Genomic DNA, 22472 nt, shown 5'->3' with positions numbered 1-22472 from the left:
TATGGCAGTAAATCCGTTAGATTTTTTGAAAAATATGTCTAGTGTTAAGGATAATATTGACAATATTAAAAAGGAAATTTCTAAAATTACGGTTTGTGGTAAAGCAGGTAGCAATATTGTTACTATTGAGATGGATGGCGAATTTAATGTTAAAAAAGTTTCAATCAATAAGGAATTTTTTGATGATTTAGACAATGATGCTTTTGAACAAATGGTTAAATCTGCTTTAAATGATGCTGTCTCTAAGGTTAAAGAAGAGATAAAATTAAAAACTATTGGAGTTCTTCCTTTTGGAATGTAGTTTTTGATTTTGCAAAAGTTATACTTGAATTTTTCAATACAATGTTAAGTGCTTTATAATTTGTATTATTCCATATAAATGTAATTAATCAGATATAATTTTTGTATTGAATAAGTATTTTTATTTATTCAATTATTTTTAAATATATATCCTAAATTTTAGGAGGATTTATGTCAATGTTATTGCAAAAAACTTTATGTATTGTTAAGCCAGATGGAGTTAGAAGAGGTTTAATTGGCGATGTAGTTTCTAGATTTGAAAGGGCAGGTTTAAAGATGGTAGCTGCTAAAATGCTTATTGTTGATGAGAGTTTGGCAAAAAAACATTATTTATACAATGATATTGTCTTTAGACATAGTGAGGCTGTTTGGAATTCTTTAATTAAATTTATTTCAAATTCCCCTGTTTTTGCATTTGTTGTTGAAGGGGTTGAAAGCATTGAGGTTGTGAGGAAGCTTTGTGGTGCTACTGAGCCAAAATTGGCTATTCCTGGAACAATACGGGGAGATTTTTCTTATCATAGTTTTAAGTATTCAAATGAAAAAGGTTTTTCAATTTACAATGTGATTCATGCATCTGCAAATGAGGCAGATGCGATGCGCGAAATACCAATTTGGTTTAAAGACAATGAAATTTTAAACTACAAAAGAGATGATGAATGTGAGCATTATTATTGTTAATTTTTATAAGTCTATCTCTTAAAAGGAATAAGCTGTAAATTACCTTTGTGTTAGCCCGAAATAAGAGCAATTTTTGTACTTTTGTTTGAATTTTTGTATTTTAGGAGAATTCTTATATAGAAAATTGTTCTTAAGAATAGTGTTTTTACCTTGATTTTATGTTTATTTATTCTTGATTTTACCCGATTGATTTATTGTGTTATACTTGAATTTTGATAGGGGTTTTTATGAAGATTTATTTAGCCTCTCCATTTTTTAAGGAAAAGGAAATTAAACTAAGGGATGAGGTTTTGAAATTTCTTGAAGAGTTTAATTTAGAAGTATTTTCTCCAGAGCATCATGCTGTCAAAAAGATGGGATTGCTTGAGAAGGTTGATTATAAGTTTGCAAATAGAGATATAAGGGAGAAGATAAGAGAAATAGATTTAAAAGAGTTAGTTAGTAGCGATATTGTTTTAGCCCTGGTTAATTATGTTGATTCTGGCACGGCTTATGAGAGAGGATTCGCCTTTGCCAAGAAAATACCAAGTATAGATTTTTTTAAAGATAAACAAGATTCTGATTTTTATAATTTAATGTATAGCGACTGTATTGCTGCTTTTTCCAATTACAAGGATCTTAGGGAAGGAATTTTAACCTTTAAAGAACTGTGGATTAAGTTTAAAGGAGATAATGAAAATTTCAGAACTTTTTTTGATTATTTAAAAGCTAAATTGGGGAATAAATTAAAAAAAATTTTTACAACTTTGCCTGCTAATGAAAAGTGTGGCTGTTAATGCTTTTATTATGGCTTATTAATAAAATTTATTTTTTTACATTTTATATTAATAAAAATAATGCAAAGGTATTGACAATATGATTCTTCTTTTGTTAAAGTATTAAAGGTTGAAATGATTATTGGAAGATGAGAGAAGGGAAGAGTTAAGTAAGGTTAAAAGCCAAAAGAATAAACAAAACCTGTTAATTTTTTTAAATAAAAAAATAAAATAACGAAGAGTTTGATCCTGGCTTAGAACTAACGCTGGCAGTGCGTCTTAAGCATGCAAGTCAAACGGGATGTAGTAATACATTCAGTGGCGAACGGGTGAGTAACGCGTGGATGATCTACCTACGAGATGGGGATAACTATTAGAAATAGTAGCTAATACCGAATAAGGTCAATTAATTTGTTAAGTGATGAAAGGAAGCCTTTAAAGCTTCGCTTGTAGATGAGTCTGCGTCTTATTAGCTAGTTGGTAGGGTAAATGCCTACCAAGGCGATGATAAGTAACCGGCCTGAGAGGGTGAACGGTCACACTGGAACTGAGATACGGTCCAGACTCCTACGGGAGGCAGCAGCTAAGAATCTTCCGCAATGGGCGAAAGCCTGACGGAGCGACACTGCGTGAATGAAGAAGGTCGAAAGATTGTAAAATTCTTTTATAAATGAGGAATAAGCTTTGTAGGAAATGACAAAGTGATGACGTTAATTTATGAATAAGCCCCGGCTAATTACGTGCCAGCAGCCGCGGTAATACGTAAGGGGCGAGCGTTGTTCGGGATTATTGGGCGTAAAGGGTGAGTAGGCGGATATATAAGTCTATGCATAAAATACCACAGCTCAACTGTGGACCTATGTTGGAAACTATATGTCTAGAGTCTGATAGAGGAAGTTAGAATTTCTGGTGTAAGGGTGGAATCTGTTGATATCAGAAAGAATACCGGAGGCGAAGGCGAACTTCTGGGTCAAGACTGACGCTGAGTCACGAAAGCGTAGGGAGCAAACAGGATTAGATACCCTGGTAGTCTACGCTGTAAACGATGCACACTTGGTGTTAACTAAAAGTTAGTACCGAAGCTAACGTGTTAAGTGTGCCGCCTGGGGAGTATGCTCGCAAGAGTGAAACTCAAAGGAATTGACGGGGGCCCGCACAAGCGGTGGAGCATGTGGTTTAATTCGATGATACGCGAGGAACCTTACCAGGGCTTGACATATATAGGATATAGTTAGAGATAATTATTCCCCGTTTGGGGCCTATATACAGGTGCTGCATGGTTGTCGTCAGCTCGTGCTGTGAGGTGTTGGGTTAAGTCCCGCAACGAGCGCAACCCTTGTTATCTGTTACCAGCATGTAATGGTGGGGACTCAGATAAGACTGCCGGTGATAAGTCGGAGGAAGGTGAGGATGACGTCAAATCATCATGGCCCTTATGTCCTGGGCTACACACGTGCTACAATGGCCTGTACAAAGCGAAGCGAAGCAGTGATGTGAAGCAAAACGCATAAAGCAGGTCTCAGTCCGGATTGAAGTCTGAAACTCGACTTCATGAAGTTGGAATCGCTAGTAATCGTATATCAGAATGATACGGTGAATACGTTCTCGGGCCTTGTACACACCGCCCGTCACACCACCCGAGTTGAGGATACCCGAAGCTATTATTCTAACCCGTAAGGGAGGAAGGTATTTAAGGTATGTTTAGTGAGGGGGGTGAAGTCGTAACAAGGTAGCCGTACTGGAAAGTGCGGCTGGATCACCTCCTTTCTAAGAGAAAGATAAACTAAGGCTGGTTCCATTAACTCTTCCCTGCTCTTTTCTTTTGATAAGAGAGTTTTTAAAACCAGTGTTATTTCTGTAGATTTAAGAGAAGCTTATGTATTAAATTTTTATTTTTGATATTAAAGAGCTTTGTTGAGTTTAGGTCATTTTGGGGGTTTAGCTCAGTTGGCTAGAGCATCGGCTTTGCAAGCCGAGGGTCAAGGGTTCGAGTCCCTTAACCTCCATTGGGCTTGTGCCCTAAATTGTGATTAAGTATGTTTTTAAGTAGCTTTGTTAAAGTAATTATTGGAATGTGAAACAGAGGAAGTTAGGATTTCTGGGTTAAAGGTGGGTTCTGTTGATATTAAGAAGAATGTCTAAAAGCGAAGGTAAACTTTAGATAAAATCCAAGGTTGTTTCACTAAAGCACAAGGATTAAACAGAATTATATTTTCCAGCGGCCTATTTTATAAATGCAGATCATTTATAAAATAGCTTTTAGTTAGAAAATAATGTGGATTGCTAAGCGTGATGTCTAGGTAGGGACAAGTATTGTAGCGAGTCGCAGCCCTTGTTATCGCTGTCAGCATCTAGTAGTGGGGATTTGGATAAGACCGTCAGTTATAAGTTGGAGTAAGGCAAAGATTGCATTAAATCGTCATGTTCCTTGTCCTGGGTTACAAGCTTGTCGTAATAACCTAAAAAAGCTAAGCAAAATACCATAAAGCAGGTCTCAATTCAGATTGAAGTCTGAAACTTAACTTTATGAAGTTGGAATCGTATATACCTTAATATATAAATTGAATAAACTTTTGTTGTTCTTATTAATGATAGCTTAAAGCAGTACTGTCGTACTTAAAACAATGGAATACATTGGGACCAGGATGAGTTGAACATCCGACCTCAGGTTTATCAGACCTGCGCTCTAACCACCTGAGCTATGGTCCCTTAAGCATATCAATTCTTTACAAATTTTATTTAAATCTTATGACTTTGTCAATATCTCTTATATCTTGAAAAGATATAAGAGATATTGCATATAGTTTATAATTTTTTATATATTTATCAATGCTCGATATTTTATATTTTAGATTAGCATTTTCATATAAGCTGATTTAAGTTGAACCAGTTCAACTTTTTAAATTTTTAATCAAAAAATTTAAAAAAATTATTAATCAACCAAGAATTTATTAAATTATATATTTACTGGGTGATTAAGTGATTTTAATTTTTATTTTTGTTCTGGGCAATATGTTTTTATGTTTTACATGTGTGCTTTGGTAATAATTTTTTTTATTATTATTATTATCTTGTTTTAAAATTGAGTTTATGGTTCGATATTTTTTTTTATAAGATGCTACTATCGTTGCAAAGTTATTGCTTGGTAATTTGTTGATCAGAAAGATCGATAAAGAGGAAATAGTTACCAGAATTGTTGAAACGGAAGCTTATATGGGGATAACAGATAGCGCTTGTCATTCTTATGGCGGCAAGATAACAAATCGCACAAATGCTATGTATAGCATAGGAGGATATTCTTATGTGTATATAATATATGGTATGCATTATATGTTTAACATTGTGACTGCAGATAAAAATAATCCTCAAGCTGTTTTAATCAGAAGTGTAGAGCCCATTTCTCCACTATTGGAAGAGAAAAGCATTCTTACTAATGGTCCTGGAAAACTTACAAAATTTTTAAACATTGATTTAACTTTTAATAAAGTTGATCTTATTGGGAATAATGAGCTTTTTTTACAAAGAGGTTTGAATCTAGATTTTAATATAGTTTGTTCAAAAAGAATTAATATTGATTATGCACAAGAGGGTGATATAAACAAGCTTTGGAGGTTTTATATCAAAGATAACAAATTTGTTTCAAGGCGTTGATTTTCATTTAATTATATTTTTTTAAATTTTATTATTTTATGCTTTAAGAGTAATTTATTGATAATAAATTATTTGGGATAGTATATTTTGAAAGAGAGATTTATATATGAATTCTAATTATAAAAGATATAAAATGCTGGTTTTTGACCTTGATGGCACTTTATTGAATAATAACCATGAGATTGCCTTTTTAACTCTTGAGGTTCTTTTGGCTTTGAAGAAAGATTTTAAAATAATTATTGCAACCGGTAGAAGATTGGGTGAAGTTAAAAATATAAGGAGCCAATTAAAAGAAATTGGTATTAATGAAAATTATCTTGTAACGGCGAATGGGGCTGAAGTGTTTTTGCAAGAAAATTTAATTTTTAGATACGCAATGAGTTATGACTTAGCAAAAGAAATTCTCAAGATACATACAGATAATGTTGATGTTAATCTTTATACTTTTGATACTTGGTATTCTAATGCAGATGTTAAAAGTCCTATTATGAAACATTTTATTAAGGATTTGGGCTTAAATGTTATTATTGGGGATTTGACTAAACTAAACGTTGATTCTGTTTCTAAGATTGTTTATTATTGTGACGATTTGGTAATTCTTAATAAACTTGACAATGAGATTAAAAGTAAAGATTTTCAGGACACAAGAGTGTTTTTTTCTTCTAAAGATTTATTAGAGGTTACCAATATTAATGCTAATAAATATAATGCTATTAAAAATATTGCTTTTCTTGAAAGCATTCCATTGTGTGATGTTTTAGCTTTTGGAGATAATAATAATGATTATGAAATGCTCAAAAATCTTGGCAAAGGGGTTTTAATGAAAAATGCCAATGAATTTCTTAAAATTAATTTAGCAAAGAATGAAATAACAAGATTTAGTAATAATGAGGATGGTGTTGCTAGGTTTTTAATTGATTTTTTTGAGCTTAATATTAAATACTAATAATTTGTATTTAAATGTTTAATCCATTTGATTTATTTTTAGCAGGATTTTCTATTTAAAATATAAATTTTTTACTTAAAATGTATTTTTGAAAATTTATTTATTAAAATATTGGAATAAGTATTGACATGGATTAAACAAAGATATATATTATTTTATGTTGCATAAACAAATTGGCAAAATAGAGATGGAAGATAAAAATATGGTCAAAGTAATAAGAGTCTATGGTGAATGCCTAGGAGCTTTAAGGCGAAGAAGGTCGTGGTAAGCTGCGAAAAGCTTGGGGGAGAAGCAAACATTTATTGATCCCAAGGTTACCGAATGGAGTAATCCAGTTAGCAAGATGCTAGCTATCTATTATTTAGATAATAGAGGCGATACCAGGGGAAGTGAACCATCTAAGTACCCTGAGGAAAAGAAATCAAAGAGATTCCCTTAGTAGTGGCGAGCGAAAAGGGAGTAGCCCAAACTTTAAATGTGTCAAGCTGCAGAGCGTTGCATTTATGGGGTTGTAGGACGTTTAGGCTTAGTCTGTAATAAGCAAAAAAGTTACAAAATATTTATATAGAAGAATAATCTGGAAAGTTTAACCAAAGAAGGTGATAGTCCTGTAATTTAAATGTAAATATCTTTTTAAAATGTTCCTGAGTAGGACGAGGCACGAGAAACCTTGTTTGAAGCTGGGGAGACCACTCTCCAAGGCTAAATACTAGAAAGCTACCGATAGAGAAGAGTACCGTGAGGGAAAGGTGAAAAGAACCCCGGGAGGGGAGTGAAATAGAACTGAAACCGTAGACTTACAAGCAGTCAAAGCCGTAATTTATTGCGGTGATGGCGTGCCTTTTGCATAATGAACCTGCGAGTTATCATGTCTAGCAAGATTAAGGCATAGAAGTGCTGGAGTCGAAGCGAAAGCGAGTCTTAAAAGGGCGATTTAGTTAGATGTGGTAGACCCGAAGCCGAGTGATCTATTTATGGCCAGGCTGAAGCTTGGGTAAAACCAAGTGGAGGGCCGAACTCTAGTCTGTTTAAAAAGGCAGGGATGAGCTGTGAATAGGAGTGAAAGGCTAAACAAACTCGGAGATAGCTGGTTCTCCCCGAAATGGATTTAAGTTCAGCCTTATTTTAGTTTAATAGAGGTAGAGCACTAATTGAGCTAGGGCCTGTCAAAGGGTACCAAACTCAGTTAAACTCCGAATGCTATTAAATGATGAATAGGAGTGAGACTATGGGCGATAAGGTTCATAGTCGAGAGGGAAACAACCCAGACCAACAGCTAAGGTCTCAAAAATGTGTTAAGTGGAAAAGGAGGTTTAGGTACGTAAACAGCCAGGAGGTTGGCTTAGAAGCAGCCATACCTTTAAAGAGTGCGTAATAGCTCACTGGTCGAGTACTTAAGCGCCGATAATGTAACGGGGCTAAACACATTACCGAAGCTTTGGATCTTAACGAAAGTTAAGATGGTAGGGGAGCGTTCTGTAAGCCAGAGAAGTTAAGCTGGAAAGTTTGATGGAGGTATCAGAAGTGAGAATGCAGGTATGAGTAACGAAAAAATGGGTGAGATTCCCATTCGCCGAAAACCTAAGGTTTCCTGGGTAAAGGTCGTCTTCCCAGGGTTAGTCGGCCCCTAAGGCAAAGCTGAAAAGTGTAGTCGATGGGAAACGGGTTAATATTCCCGTACCTCTTATAGTTTCGATGGAGTGACGCATGAGGTTAACTACTGCTAGGCGATGGTTGTCCTAGTTTAAGCATTAAGGCGATGATCTTAATAGGAAAATCCGTTAAGAGAGCTAAGATGTGATAATGAGTGCTATTTAGGTAGCATGAAATGTAGGTAGTCAAGGTGCCAAGAAATAGCTTCTAAGGTTAGGCTATAAGGGACCGTACCGCAAACCGACACAGGTAGGTGGGATGAAAATTCTAAGGCGCGCGAGAGAATCCACGTTAAGGAACTCTGCAAAATACGTACGTAACTTCGGGATAAGTACGACCTAAGCAATTAGGTAGCATAAAAATGGTCCAAACGACTGTTTACCAAAAACACAGGTCTCTGCAAATCTGTAAAGAGAAGTATAGGGACTGACACCTGCCCGGTGCTGGAAGGTTAAGAGGAGATGTTAGTTTATGCGAAGCATTGAATTTAAGCCCCAGTAAACGGCGGCCGTAACTATAACGGTCCTAAGGTAGCGAAATTCCTTGTCGGGTAAGTTCCGACCCGCACGAATGGTGTAACGATTTGGACGCTGTCTCAACGTGGAGCTCGGTGAAATTGAAGTATCGGTGAAGATGCCGATTACTTGTGGTTAGACGGAAAGACCCCGTGAACCTTTACTATAGCTTGGTATTGAGATTTGATTAAATATGTGTAGGATAGGTGGGAGACTTTGAAGCTATCTCGTTAGGGGTAGTGGAGTCGATCTTGAAATACCACCCTTGTTTAATTAGGTTTCTAACTTATAGAAATATGAGGAGAGTGCCAGGTGGGTAGTTTGACTGGGGCGGTCGCCTCCTAAAGAGTAACGGAGGTGCGCAAAGGTTACCTTAGAGTGGTTGGAAATCACTCTGTAAGTGTAAAGGCATAAGGTAGCTTAACTGTAAGACTGACAAGTCGAACAGATACGAAAGTAGGTCTTAGTGATCTGGCGGTGGCAAGTGGAAGCGCCGTCACTTAACGAATAAAAGGTACTCCGGGGATAACAGGCTTATCCTTCCCAAGAGTTCACATCGACGGAAGGGTTTGGCACCTCGATGTCGGCTCATCGCATCCTAGGGCTGGAGCAGGTCCTAAGGGTATGGCTGTTCGCCATTTAAAGCGGTACGCGAGCTGGGTTCAGAACGTCGTGAGACAGTTTGGTCCCTATCTGCCACAAGCGTTGGATATTTGAGAGGAGCTATCTTTAGTACGAGAGGACCGAGATGGACGAACCTCTAGTGTACCAGTTATCCTGCCAAGGGTAAGTGCTGGGTAGCTACGTTCGGAAAGGATAACCGCTGAAAGCATCTAAGTGGGAAGCCTTCCTCAAGATGAGATATCCTTTAAGGGTCCTGGAAGAATACCAGGTTGATAGGTTAGAAGTGTAAGTATAGTAATATATTGAGCTGACTAATACTAATTACCCGTATCTTTGGCCATATTTTTGTCTTCCTTATAAAAACCCTGGTGGTTAAAGAAAAGAGGAAACACCTGTTATCATTCCGAACACAGAAGTTAAGCTCTTATTCGCTGATGGTACTGCGAGTTCGCGGGAGAGTAGGTTATTGCCAGGGTTTTTATTTTTATGCCTTAATTCTTGATTTTATTTTTATGTTTTTTTAAATATTAGTGTTTTTGAATGTGTTGTTTAAATAACATAAAAAATAAAATATATATTGACATGGATTAAACAAAGATATATATTATTTTATGTTGTATAAACAAATTGGCAAAATAGAGATGGAAGATAAAAATATGGTCAAAGTAATAAGAGTCTATGGTGAATGCCTAGGAGCTTTAAGGCGAAGAAGGTCGTGGTAAGCTGCGAAAAGCTTGGGGGAGAAGCAAACATTTATTGATCCCAAGGTTACCGAATGGAGTAATCCAGCTAGCAAGATGCTAGCTATCTATTATTTAAATAATAGAGGCGATACCAGGGGAAGTGAACCATCTAAGTACCCTGAGGAAAAGAAATCAAAGAGATTCCCTTAGTAGTGGCGAGCGAAAAGGGAGTAGCCCAAACTTTAAATGTGTCAAGCTGCAGAGCGTTGCATTTATGGGGTTGTAGGACGTTTAAGCTTAGTCTGTAATAAGCAAAAAAGTTACAAAATATTTATATAGAAGAATAATCTGGAAAGTTTAACCAAAGAAGGTGATAGTCCTGTAATTTAAATGTAAATATCTTTTTAAAATGTTCCTGAGTAGGACGAGGCACGAGAAACCTTGTTTGAAGCTGGGGAGACCACTCTCCAAGGCTAAATACTAGAAAGCTACCGATAGAGAAGAGTACCGTGAGGGAAAGGTGAAAAGAACCCCGGGAGGGGAGTGAAATAGAACTGAAGCCGTAGACTTACAAGCAGTCAAAGCCGTAATTTATTGCGGTGATGGCGTGCCTTTTGCATAATGAACCTGCGAGTTATCATGTCTAGCAAGATTAAAGCATAGAAGTGTTGGAGTCGAAGCGAAAGCGAGTCTTAAAAGGGCGATTTAGTTAGATGTGGTAGACCCGAAGCCGAGTGATCTATTTATGGCCAGGCTGAAGCTTGGGTAAAACCAAGTGGAGGGCCGAACTCTAGTCTGTTTAAAAAGGCAGGGATGAGCTGTGAATAGGAGTGAAAGGCTAAACAAACTCGGAGATAGCTGGTTCTCCCCGAAATGGATTTAAGTTCAGCCTTATTTTAGTTTAATAGAGGTAGAGCACTAATTGAGCTAGGGCCTGTCAAAGGGTACCAAACTCAGTTAAACTCCGAATGCTATTAAATGATGAATAGGAGTGAGACTATGGGCGATAAGGTTCATAGTCGAGAGGGAAACAACCCAGACCAACAGCTAAGGTCTCAAAAATGTGTTAAGTGGAAAAGGAGGTTTAGGTACGTAAACAGCCAGGAGGTTGGCTTAGAAGCAGCCATACCTTTAAAGAGTGCGTAATAGCTCACTGGTCGAGTACTTAAGCGCCGATAATGTAACGGGGCTAAACACATTACCGAAGCTTTGGATCTTAACGAAAGTTAAGATGGTAGGGGAGCGTTCTGTAAGCCAGAGAAGTTAAACTGGAAAGTTTGATGGAGGTATCAGAAGTGAGAATGCAGGTATGAGTAACGAAAAAATGGGTGAGATTCCCATTCGCCGAAAACCTAAGGTTTCCTGGGTAAAGGTCGTCTTCCCAGGGTTAGTCGGCCCCTAAGGCAAAGCTGAAAAGTGTAGCCGATGGGAAACGGGTTAATATTCCCGTACCTCTTATAGTTTCGATGGAGTGACGCATGAGGTTAACTACTGCTAGGCGATGGTTGTCCTAGTTTAAGCATTAAGGCGATGATCTTAATAGGAAAATCCGTTAAGAGAGCTAAGATGTGATGATGAGTGCTATTTAGGTAGCATGAAATGTAGGTAGTCAAGGTGCCAAGAAATAGCTTCTAAGGTTAGGCTATAAGGGACCGTACCGCAAACCGACACAGGTAGGTGGGATGAAAATTCTAAGGCGCGCGAGAGAATCCACGTTAAGGAACTCTGCAAAATACGTACGTAACTTCGGGATAAGTACGACCTAAGCAATTAGGTAGCATAAAAATGGTCCAAACGACTGTTTACCAAAAACACAGGTCTCTGCAAATCTGTAAAGAGAAGTATAGGGACTGACACCTGCCCGGTGCTGGAAGGTTAAGAGGAGATGTTAGTTTATGCGAAGCATTGAATTTAAGCCCCAGTAAACGGCGGCCGTAACTATAACGGTCCTAAGGTAGCGAAATTCCTTGTCGGGTAAGTTCCGACCCGCACGAATGGTGTAACGATTTGGACGCTGTCTCAACGTGGAGCTCGGTGAAATTGAAGTATCGGTGAAGATGCCGATTACTTGTGGTTAGACGGAAAGACCCCGTGAACCTTTACTATAGCTTGGTATTGAGATTTGATTAAATATGTGTAGGATAGGTGGGAGACTTTGAAGCTATCTCGTTAGGGGTAGTGGAGTCAATCTTGAAATACCACCCTTGTTTAATTAGGTTTCTAACTTATAGAAATATGAGGAGAGTGCCAGGTGGGTAGTTTGACTGGGGCGGTCGCCTCCTAAAGAGTAACGGAGGTGCGCAAAGGTTACCTTAGAGTGGTTGGAAATCACTCTGTAAGTGTAAAGGCATAAGGTAGCTTAACTGTAAGACTGACAAGTCGAACAGATACGAAAGTAGGTCTTAGTGATCTGGCGGTGGCAAGTGGAAGCGCCGTCACTTAACGAATAAAAGGTACTCCGGGGATAACAGGCTTATCCTTCCCAAGAGTTCACATCGACGGAAGGGTTTGGCACCTCGATGTCGGCTCATCGCATCCTAGGGCTGGAGCAGGTCCTAAGGGTATGGCTGTTCGCCATTTAAAGCGGTACGCGAGCTGGGTTCAGAACGTCGTGAGACAGTTTGGTCCCTATCTGCCACAAGCGTTGGATATTTGAGAGGAGCTATCTTTAGTACGAGAGGACCGAGATGGACGAACCTCTAGTGTACCAGTTATCCTGCCAAGGGTAAGTGCTGGGTAGCTACGTTCGGAAAGGATAACCGCTGAAAGCATCTAAGTGGGAAGCCTTCCTCAAGATGAGATATCCTTTAAGGGTCCTGGAAGAATACCAGGTTGATAGGTTAGAAGTGTAAGTATAGTAATATATTGAGCTGACTAATACTAATTACCCATATCTTTGGCCATATTTTTGTCTTCCTTGTAAAAACCCTGGTGGTTAAAGAAAAGAGGAAACACCTGTTATCATTCCGAACACAGAAGTTAAGCTCTTATTCGCTGATGGTACTGCGAGTTCGCGGGAGAGTAGGTTATTGCCAGGGTTTTTATTTTTATGCTTTAAATCTTAAATTTATTATGTATATTTGTTTTTACACAGTGATAAAACTATTGTATTTTAATAAGGGAATTTTAAAATAACATGAAAAAAGCAAACTTTTTAAGTACTAATTTTTTAATTTTACTTTTGGTTTGTTTTGTCAACGTCAATTTATTTTCTAAGGATATTTTCAAGTTTAAGCTTGTAGATCAGTTTTTTCCTTTTTACTACAAGAATAATAAAGGAGAATATGAAGGGCTTATTTTTTCTATTTTAGATAAATGGGCAAAAGATAATAATGCTGATATTAGGGTTGAACATATTGATAATTTAAATGAAAGTGAAATTGAAGACGAAGCAATATATTTAGGATTGACTTATAATGCAAAATTAAATGATTTTTTTTATTTTAAAAGTGAGCTTGCTAGGAGTATTTCAATTTTATTTTTTAAAAACTCTAATAAAAAATATAAAAATACTCATTCAACATTTTTGTCCAATTTTAATATAGGAGTTATTAGAAATACAATATATGAAGATATCTTAAGGTTAAAAAGCGTTAACACCATTTTTTTGGCTGATAATTCTCAAGAGTTAGTATTGGCTTTAAAAAATGATAAAGTTGATTATATATATGGTGATTGTAAGACTTTACATTATATTGCAAATCATTTTTTAAGCGAAGTTCTTGTGATTTTTACTGGAGATGTTTTTTATAGTATCAAAAATAGAGTAGCTATTAGTAGAAATGCTCCTGAGATAGTAAAGAATTTGAATTTAGATTTGTTTTCATATTTAATGAAAATGCCTGAGGAACTTGTTTTTTCTTTTTTAGATAGCAATGCTAAGGGAAGTTTTGTTGATGTTGGTTTATATAATGATTATCCTCCTTTAAGTTTTATTAATTCACAGGGAAAATTGTCTGGCATTTTAGTGGATTTATGGAATCTTCTCTCAAGACAGCATATTTTTAAACCTATTTTTAAGGGATTTTCCAAAGAGGATATTAAGAAATCATTAGATGGAAAATCAGTAGGTATTTTTGGAGGAATTATTAGCAATGATAGTGTATTTGAAAATGTTAATTATGTAGTAAGTAAGCCAATATATCCTCTTAATTTTAAATTTTATTCTAAAGGCCTAAACAATGATACTGGTTCAATAAATTCTCAGTTTATTGATTTTAATTTTAATAATATTCAATTAAATAAGAATAAAGATATTGTTAATAACTTTATAGATATTGTTAATAATTCATATGGGTTTATAGAAAATTCAATAACAACAAAATATTTATTAAAATTAAATGGATATAACGGTAGATTAAAATCTTACGATTCGATTTTTAATAAAAATAGGTTTTTAGTATTAGCTATTGATAATAGGATTTATAAGGTTATTAAATATATTCTCAATTCTATATTTGATGATATTTCATTTGAATCTTTGCTTCAAATAGATAAAAATTGGTTGGATAAAGAAGAGATTAATAGTTCTAGAATAAATAGTTATAAAATTATGAATAAGGTTAAATTTAATATAGAAGAAAAAATTTGGTTATCAAAAAATAATAAATTAAATCTTGCTGTTAAAAATTGGTATCCAATAGATTATGTTGAAGCAAATAATTATAAAGGAATAAATCAATTTTTGCTTGATAAGATTAGAATGTTTTCAGGTTTGGGATTTAACGTAATTAAAGCACACAGCAGTTTAGATCTTAAAAAATTAATCAAATCTGGAAAAATCGATATGCTAAGTACTAATGCAACCGATTCAAATTTAGATAATGTTTTCAACATAAAATTAAATTCTCGAATTCCACTTTATATTTTTTCAAATAAGAAAAGGGTGCTTCCATCTAGATCTTTAGAAAAGTTTGCTATACCTGATTTCTTATATAGTAAAAATTTGGCTTCTAATATTAAATCAAAGCTTATTCTGGTAAGCAGCTTTAAAGAAGCTTTGCTTCTTCTTTATAAGGGAAAGGTAGATGGGATTATTAGCGATGAGTATACAGCTGCTGCTGTTTTTGAGGAATTAAATATTGATGATGTTGAAAAAATTCCTACTTTTAGAGATTTGGCTTTTGATTTGAGTCTTGCTATTTATAATCAGGATTATATCTTGAAAGAAATTATTCAAAAAGTTGTTATGCGTTCAAATGTTGACGGTCAGATGTATTTAAATGATTGGAAATTTGATATTTATTATAAATCCAAAAGTATCAGGTTTAAAAATTTCAAATTTTTAGTGATAACATTCATTATATTTTATTTTACTTTTTTAGGATTTGTAATTATATTTATGTCCAGATTATCATTTGAGCAGAAAAGAAGATATTCTTTTGTGATGAATGAAAAAAAGATTGCGGAAGCTGCTAATGCTGCTAAAACCATTTTTATAGCCAATGTCAGTCATGATATTCGTACCCCTATTAACGGAATAATGGCGGCTACTGAGCTTTTGGATACAACTATTCTTACAGATGTTCAAAAAGATTATGTTAGGATGATAAATTATTCATCTGATTCTTTGCTTTCTTTAATTGATGATATATTGTATTTGTCTAAAATAGATGTCAATGAATTATATGTTGAGAGTCAAGAGATTGATTTAGAGAATGAAATGGAAATGGTTTTAAAAGCTTTTCAATCTCAATGTGCAAAGAAAAATATTGATTTATTCTCTTATTCCAAATCTATTTTTAAGAATTATATAAAGGGTGATATTGTAAAAATTAAACAAGTTTTAATTAATTTAATAGGAAATGCTTTTAAGTTTACAGATGATGGTGTTATTGTTTTAAACTATGAAGAAGTATGTAGGACAAGAACTAATGGTAATAGGGTTTTAGTTACAGTTGAATTTAAGGTAATAGATACAGGCAAGGGGATTGAAAAAGAAAATTTTTCCAAGATATTTGAAATATTCAAACAAGAGGATGATTCTTCTTCAAGGGTTCATGAGGGTGCAGGATTGGGATTGTCAATATCTAGAGAGCTTGTAAGACTAATGGGTGGTCTTGGCATTGCTGTTGATAGTAAGGCGGGAGAGGGCACAACTTTTTCATTTATGTTGCCCTTTTTATTGGGTAATGAGCTTAAAGGTAAAAAATTGTCAATCAATAGATTTCAGATAAATAGTGATAATAAAGTATTAAATGTGCTTTTAAGTCAAAAATCTATTAAAATTTTTGAGCGCTGTTCGATTTTATTGGGATGCTCTTCTAATGTGCGCTATGTAGCGTCTTTTGAGGATGCTTATAAAGTTTTCAAGAAATACCCTTCTTATAATTTTGTTTATGTAAATGTAAATAACGATAATATTCAAGAGGGTATTCGATTTGCCAATAATATTGAAAGACTAAATTCTGATGTACAAATTATTTTTTTATTTTATTATTTAGATAATGAAGCTCTAAAAAATTTAAAATATAGTTATGTTAAAAAGCCTTTAATGGGGCTTGGTATATGTTCTATTTTTTATAAAAAAAAGTTTAACCCAGAAATGAATTTTGAGGATTTGGTTCCAATAGATAGTGCTTTAAGGATAAAAGAGCCCATTAATGTTTTAATAGCTGAAGATAATCAGGTAAATCAAAAAGTGTTGAAAGATATTCTTGTTGTAATAGGCATTAATGAAAATTTTATTGATGTTGTAGATGATGGAGTAAAGGCTTTAAAATCTTTAAAAGATAAAAAATATGCTATCTCTTTTATTGATATACGAATGCCAAGATATGATGGATTTTCGGTGGCTAAGGAAATTAGAAAATTTGAAAAGGCAAAGAATTTAAAGCCTTGTGTTTTGGTTGCTGTAACAGCGCATGCTTTGCAAGAGTATAAAGATAAGTGTCTTGCAAGTGGTATGAATGATTATATCTCAAAACCAATACACATAAGTTCAATTAAAACTATATTAAAGAAATACTTACAGTTTGAAGTTGATGATATTGGGGAGAATGAAGATTTGAATCAACTTGTTAAGTTTCCTAATTTAGATGTTAATATGGCTTTAAAAGAATTAAATCTTTCATATGCATTATATTCTGAATTATGTAGAGGGCTTGTTGATTTTATCTCTATTAATATTATTGATTTGGAAAAAGCTTTTGATGAGGGAAATTTGTCTTTAATTAAGGATATATCTCATTCAATATCCGGAGCTCTTTCTAATATGCGTAGCGAATTATATAAAGATTTTCAAAAAATTGAAACAAGTAAAGATTCAATTTCTGAGTTGAAAAAAATGTATTCTTTTGTAAAAGATGATTTATTTCAACTAATAAGCGACATAAAGGAAAATATTTTGTTTGAGTCTGAGATTGTTAGGGAGAACAAGCTATATTTTAAAAATAATGATCAATTTTTAAACCTTCTCAATAAACTTTTAATTGGCATTAAGACTAGAAAGCCAAGAGAATACAAAGAAATTCTTGAGAGCATTGATAAATATGTTTTAGATGATAATATTCAGGTATTATTTAGTGATCTTCGCAGAAATTTGAGATTATATAGATTTGCTGAGAGCTCTAAGATTCTTGAAGAGATTATTGAAATGCTTAATAATAAGAGATATTAGCAGTGGAAATGATAATTAAAGATAAAGTTTTTGAAGCAGAAAATCAGAAGCTTTTAATTGTGGATGATACTCCCAACAATTTAGATTTATTGGTAAATATATTGCAAGGTGCTTACGAGATTGAGGTTGCAACAAATGGACTTGATGCTTTAAAGCAAGTTGAAAAAGATAGTCCTGATCTTGTACTTCTTGACGTAGGTCTTCCAGATATTAACGGTTATGAGGTATGCAGAAAGCTAAAAAGCGATCCTGATACTAAAGAGATTCCTGTAATTTTCATTAGTTCAAGAAGTTCCACAGATGCTCAGCTTGAAGGATTTAACGTTGGTGGAGTAGATTATATTTTAAAGCCTTTTAATAGTCGAATAATTGATGCTAGAGTTAAGACGCATCTTGAATTAAAAAGGTTAAGAGATTATTTTAAAAGCTTGTCTAGAATTGATGGGCTTACTCAAATTCCAAACAGAAGATTTTTTATGGATAAATTTTCTAAGTCGTGGATGAAAGCTTTAGAAAGTAAAGAAATAATAATTGTTGGGATGTTGGATATTGATAATTTTAAAAATTACAATGACAATTATGGCCATACCAATGGTGATGAATGTCTTAAATTGATTGCTAAAGCCTTATATAAGGTTTCCTTAAAATATAAAATAGATGTTGCTCGATATGGAGGGGAGGAATTTATTTTTTTTTCTGTCAACAAAAGTCTAAATGAAATGATTAGCATTATTAAAACAATGATTAATGATATAAAACGCTTAAGAATAGTTCATGAGCACAGTAGTGTTTCTAGCATTGTGACTGTTTCAATTGGGCTTGCTCAAGAAGTTCCTATTGATAACAATTTTACCAATATCATAAAGCTCGCTGATCGCAAGCTTTATGAGGCTAAAGTTTCTGGAAGAAATCAGTTTAGATATTAAATTTATATTTAATAGACTTTAGTATTTATAAGTTATAGACATTCCAATAGAATCGTAATAAAAATAAGAATTGCCAGTTGCTATTCTTTTTGAAATATCAGCCAGTCCGGCTGTGTTACTTGTGTATGTTGGATTTGTAGATAATTTAAATTGAAGGCCAAGTGTTAAAGGTTTGATAATTTCAAAATTAGCAACAATAGAAATGTTGTGATAAAAAATATCACTTCCCCAGCCTTTGTTTTTCCAAGAGCTTATGTTTCTTTCTTTGCCAATTTGTGTTTTTCCTTCATAAAGTATGCCAATGGTGTTAAGAGGTATTGGCATTTTGTAAGCCAAAAGAGCGTAGGGTTTTATTAGCATGCCATTTATATTTTTACCATCATCTGCTTTATATTTCCAAAGTTGATCTTTTTTTGCATGGGGATTGATTAAGTATGTAAAATCATTTCCAATAACTGTAATAATGTGTGTCCATTCTCCTTGAAAAATAGCGTTTAAGTCAAATTGGAATCGCCCCCCCACTGTTATTTCTGAATAAAATTCAACAGCATTTGAATATTTCCCATTTTCAATGTGTACGCCTACTCCTTTAAATCCAAAAGCTTGCCAACCTATTCCAAGTTCATTTGATGCATATAAATTTAAAAAAGCAATAGGAGTAAAGCTTACTGTGCTTTTAAATGAGACAATTACAGGAGACAATCCGATATTTAAATCTATGTCTATACCATTTTTTTTAAAAAATATAGAATTGGGATTGTTTAGGGCTTTAAAATTTTTATAGTAGCCCAAATATGATATTAGTTTTATTCCCCCCCAATAATTGACTGGAATTTTTAAACTTGGGTCAATATTTTGGAAGTTAGGATGTTTAAAGCTTTGTGAAAAGCCGCTTCCATTTGTACCCAGCTCGTGGGGAGGATAATAAGCAGATTGAAAATTAAAATAAAAATATTCATTATTAAATTCTAGGTTCTGTTGATCTTGGGAAAGAATTATTTTCGCTTGCAAAAGTAACAAGCAAAAGCAAATTTTTTTTATTAACATTTTATTTAAAATACCTTTTCCATTTAATTTTTTTTAACATTATTTTAATTATCTTTTTTTTTATTTCATCAATTTTAACAGATGCATCAACATTGTTAAGTCTAGAGCATTTTGAGTAAAATTCTATTAGCGGTTTTGTTTGTAATTTATATTCTTTGAGTCTTGTTTTTAAGCATTCTTCTTTATCATCTTCTCGTTGATAAAGATCTCCTCCGCAAACGTCGCAAATACCATTTTTTTTTGTTGCTAGGGTATATATATTGAAAATATTATTGCAAGATTTGCAAATTCTTCTTCCCGAGAGTCTTTTTATCACTAACTCTTCATCAATTAAAAAGTTTATTATTTTTACATTTGGCAAAAATTTGTCAAGAGCTTCGGCTTGACAAATATTGCGCGGAAATCCATCTAAAATAAAATCTTTGTTCTTTTTAATAGCTTTAATTTTATCTTCTACTATTTTGATTGTAATTAGGTCGGGGACCAGTTCTCCCCTTTCAACAATTTTTTTTATTTCTTGCCCAAGAGCCGTAGAATTTAAAATATTTTCTCTAAATAAGTCTCCTGTTGAAATGTGTTGATATTTAAATTCATTAGAAATAATTTTTGAAATAGTCCCCTTTCCAGAACCTGGAGGACCTAAAAATACAAGCCCCATATATACTCCTGTTTAAATATTTGTTATTTTAAGTGTTTATTTGAAAACATTTAATAAAAATTTAAGTCCTACAATTGTTCCAATTGTAGATCCAAGGTTTACAAAAAGCACTATTAATAGAATTCTTGTAACTTTATTTTTGAAATATCCTTTTATTGTCGACAATTCTTCTTGTAGATTTTCAAAATCTTTGACTTTTGGTTTGTTTATATAAGCTTCAACAAGCCCTGCTACCATACCTGTTCCTATGAATGGTATTAAGGAGAATATTGGAGAGCCTATAATAGCTGTTAAAATTGTTAAGGGATGAGATTTTAATAAAATCGATGCGATGCCTGAAAAAAGAGAGTTAGATATTATCCAAAGCTTTAAATTTTTGTAAGCAAAGTCAAATCCTTTAAGGTAAAAAGAGCTTACTATTAGTAAAATGATTGAAATTGTAATCAAGTAAGATAGCACTTTGCTAAATGAAAAATGTTTTTTAGGTATTTTCTCAAGTTCTTCAACGTTTATTATTTTTTTATTTTGACTTATTTCTTTTAAAGTTCTCATTATTCCGCTTACATGACCTGCACCCACAACGGCAAGAATAATGCCTGTTCCTTCAAGTATTTTGTTTGCAATGAATTCGTCTCTTTCGTCAATTAAAACTTTTTTTACTTTGGGTATTTCTTTGGAAAGTTCTTCCATTATTTTTGAAAGAGCGTCCTGTTCTTTGAGTTTTTCAATCTCATCTTTTGTAATTTTTGCATCTGTTAGGGAAAAAAGGCTTGAGATTATTTTTGCTTTTTCAAATATTGGAATAGATATCCAAGCTCTTTTTAGTGTTGTTTCAATTTTTCTGTCAGCAAGAATTAGTGGAATATTATGTTTTTTAGCTTTTAAAATGGCTGTTTTCATTTCTTCACCAGGTTTTATTCCCTGTTCTTTTGCTAATTTTTTTTGAAAATTACTAAGAATTATGTTTATTATGAGAAAGAAAGCTTTTCCCTGTTTTAATGCTTTATCTATATCTAAGTTTCTCCATTTTTCATTTTCATTGGTATTTAAGATCGAATGATAGCGAGCTTCATCAAGTTCAACGGCAATATAGTCTGGTTTTAAGATTTCTATTAAATTTGCAGTATCTTCTGAGCTTTTTTTTGACACGTGAGCAGTTCCAAGTATGTATATTGTTTTATTGTGTATATTAAATTTACTTACATGAGAAAAACAGTCTTCTGTTTCGGTGTTTTCTTTTTTATTGTCCAAAAAATATTCCTTGTTTAAAAAAATTTAGCTATTAATTAGTATAGCTTTTAATAATTTTACCATATGGCTTAGTGGAACTATATAGTCTATATTGTTTTCCTTTATTGCTATTTTTGGCATTCCAAAAACCATAGAACTTTCTTTATCTTGTGCAATAGTTAGTCCTCCAGCTTTTTTTATATCTCCAATTTCTCTTGATCCATCATTTCCCATTCCAGTCATTATTATGGCAATTGCTTTATCTTTTGCAATCTCTGCAATAGATTGAAATAATACTCCAATAGATGGTTTGTGACCATTTATATGTTTGCCATCGAGAGTTTTTATTTGATAGTTACCATCGATTTTTTTGATTTTTGTATGATATCCGCCCGAGCTAATGTATGCATATCCTTGCTTTAATATTTCGTTATTGGTGGTTTCTTTTACGCTTATTTTGCATAAATTATTAAGATTTTTGGCAAATTCTTCTGTAAATCCTTTAGGCATGTGTTGAACAATTATTATTGGGGGAAAGCTTTCAGGTATTTCTGGTAATATTGATTTCAAGGCTACAGGCCCCCCCGCTGATACTCCAATTGCTATTATGTCAAATTTTCTCAGTTTAAGTTTTTTTATTTCTTTTTCATTTAATATTTTTGCTTTTGCATGTTCTTCAAGTTGATTTAATGAAGAAATGTCATTTTTGTGATTTAAAATAAAATTAGCTCTTTCGTAGTTTTTTGTTTTCATATCCTTATTGCAGGCAATTTTATTTTTTATAGATATCGATCCATAGGCCAAAAGAGAATTAATAATTTGTTCTTTTTTGATTTCATGTGATTTTTTGTTTTTAGATACTAATATAAGATCATCGGCGCCTTTTAAAGCAGCAATATTTATTAGGTTTTGATTTGAAGATGTGACGACAATTGGTATTGTTTTGTTTAAGCTGTTTTTTTCCTCCAAAAATAGAATATCTTTAATATTGTTCTCTTCTAAATTCATTAATATTACTTCGGGTTTATGTTTTTTAAGTTTATTTGTTGCAAATTTGCTGCTAGAAGCAGTTGCAATGACTTGGAGTTTTGGAGATGAATTGATAAGGTCTGATATAAGTTTTCTCTTTACAGCAAAGTATTCTATGATAAGTACAGAAATTTTTGTTTCCACCGTTACTTTTTT

Annotated in this window: 11 protein-coding genes, 2 tRNA genes and 5 rRNA genes; 13 read left to right on the top strand and 5 right to left on the bottom strand. The window is 33.5% G+C overall.

Annotated elements, in window-relative coordinates; all coding sequences use genetic code 11:
- Position 1 precedes the first annotated feature (1 nt).
- The 5 genes from efbC (at position 2) to QIA19_RS02660 (ending at position 3742) form a co-directional block, all read left to right on the top strand.
- Complete coding sequence (efbC, locus tag QIA19_RS02680) at positions 2-301, top strand: nucleoid-associated protein EbfC (protein WP_301365633.1); 300 nt, start codon at positions 2-4, stop codon at positions 299-301.
- A 170-nt stretch (positions 302-471) separates the two neighbouring features.
- Positions 472-981 (top strand): nucleoside-diphosphate kinase, encoded by a 510-nt coding sequence (locus QIA19_RS02675; protein WP_301365631.1) that lies wholly within the window; start codon positions 472-474, stop codon positions 979-981.
- Between the two features lie 227 nt (positions 982-1208).
- On the top strand, positions 1209-1757 hold the full coding sequence (locus tag QIA19_RS02670; RefSeq protein WP_301365629.1) for a 2'-deoxyribosyltransferase: 549 nt from the start codon (positions 1209-1211) through the stop codon (positions 1755-1757).
- Between the two features lie 210 nt (positions 1758-1967).
- Positions 1968-3503, top strand: a 16S ribosomal RNA gene (locus tag QIA19_RS02665).
- Positions 3504-3668: 165 nt separating this feature from the next.
- Positions 3669-3742, top strand: a tRNA-Ala gene (locus QIA19_RS02660).
- Positions 3743-4371: 629 nt separating this feature from the next.
- On the opposite strand, the gene QIA19_RS02655 is transcribed toward QIA19_RS02660, so the two are convergent.
- A tRNA-Ile gene (locus QIA19_RS02655) sits at positions 4372-4445 on the bottom strand.
- A gap of 414 nt (positions 4446-4859) precedes the next feature.
- Here QIA19_RS02655 and QIA19_RS02650 point away from each other — a divergent pair.
- The 8 genes from QIA19_RS02650 (at position 4860) to rrp1 (ending at position 18352) form a co-directional block, all read left to right on the top strand.
- Positions 4860-5387 (top strand): DNA-3-methyladenine glycosylase, encoded by a 528-nt coding sequence (locus QIA19_RS02650; RefSeq protein WP_301366228.1) that lies wholly within the window; start codon positions 4860-4862, stop codon positions 5385-5387.
- 106 nt (positions 5388-5493) lie between these two features.
- Complete coding sequence (locus QIA19_RS02645; RefSeq protein WP_301365627.1) at positions 5494-6333, top strand: Cof-type HAD-IIB family hydrolase; 840 nt, start codon at positions 5494-5496, stop codon at positions 6331-6333.
- A 204-nt stretch (positions 6334-6537) separates the two neighbouring features.
- Positions 6538-9466 (top strand): 23S ribosomal RNA (locus QIA19_RS02640).
- Positions 9467-9489: 23 nt separating this feature from the next.
- Positions 9490-9600: ribosomal RNA gene (rrf, locus tag QIA19_RS02635) — 5S ribosomal RNA — on the top strand.
- Positions 9601-9783: 183 nt separating this feature from the next.
- Positions 9784-12712 (top strand): 23S ribosomal RNA (locus QIA19_RS02630).
- 23 nt (positions 12713-12735) lie between these two features.
- A 5S ribosomal RNA gene (gene rrf, locus QIA19_RS02625) occupies positions 12736-12846 on the top strand.
- A 98-nt stretch (positions 12847-12944) separates the two neighbouring features.
- Entirely contained in the window at positions 12945-17426 is a 4482-nt protein-coding gene (locus QIA19_RS02620; protein WP_301365625.1) for a response regulator, read from the top strand.
- A 2-nt stretch (positions 17427-17428) separates the two neighbouring features.
- Positions 17429-18352 carry a cyclic-di-GMP-producing response regulator Rrp1 gene (rrp1, locus tag QIA19_RS02615; RefSeq protein ID WP_301365623.1) on the top strand — a complete coding sequence of 308 codons (924 nt, stop codon included), beginning with the start codon at positions 17429-17431 and terminating at the stop codon, positions 18350-18352.
- 18 nt (positions 18353-18370) lie between these two features.
- Here rrp1 and QIA19_RS02610 read toward each other — a convergent pair whose 3' ends face one another.
- From QIA19_RS02610 to QIA19_RS02595, 4 genes are read right to left on the bottom strand one after another with little or no spacing between them, the layout of a single operon-like run.
- Complete coding sequence (locus tag QIA19_RS02610) at positions 18371-19399, bottom strand: hypothetical protein (RefSeq protein ID WP_301365621.1); 1029 nt, start codon at positions 19397-19399, stop codon at positions 18371-18373.
- A gap of 1 nt (position 19400) precedes the next feature.
- Positions 19401-20057, bottom strand: coding sequence for an adenylate kinase (locus QIA19_RS02605; RefSeq protein ID WP_106020893.1), 657 nt, complete (start codon positions 20055-20057; stop codon positions 19401-19403).
- Between the two features lie 36 nt (positions 20058-20093).
- Complete coding sequence (locus tag QIA19_RS02600) at positions 20094-21308, bottom strand: TraB/GumN family protein (protein WP_301365618.1); 1215 nt, start codon at positions 21306-21308, stop codon at positions 20094-20096.
- A gap of 24 nt (positions 21309-21332) precedes the next feature.
- Positions 21333-22460: a chemotaxis protein CheB gene (locus QIA19_RS02595; protein WP_301365616.1), complete on the bottom strand. Its 1128-nt coding sequence runs from the start codon at positions 22458-22460 to the stop codon at positions 21333-21335.
- Positions 22461-22472: the final 12 nt, after the last annotated feature.

Origin of the sequence: [Borrelia] finlandensis (assembly GCF_030438365.2) — a bacterium.
GTDB lineage: Bacteria > Spirochaetota > Spirochaetia > Borreliales > Borreliaceae > Borreliella > Borreliella finlandensis.
The sequence above is the reverse complement of the archived record's forward strand: the minus strand, read 5'-3'. Positions and strand labels throughout refer to the sequence as shown.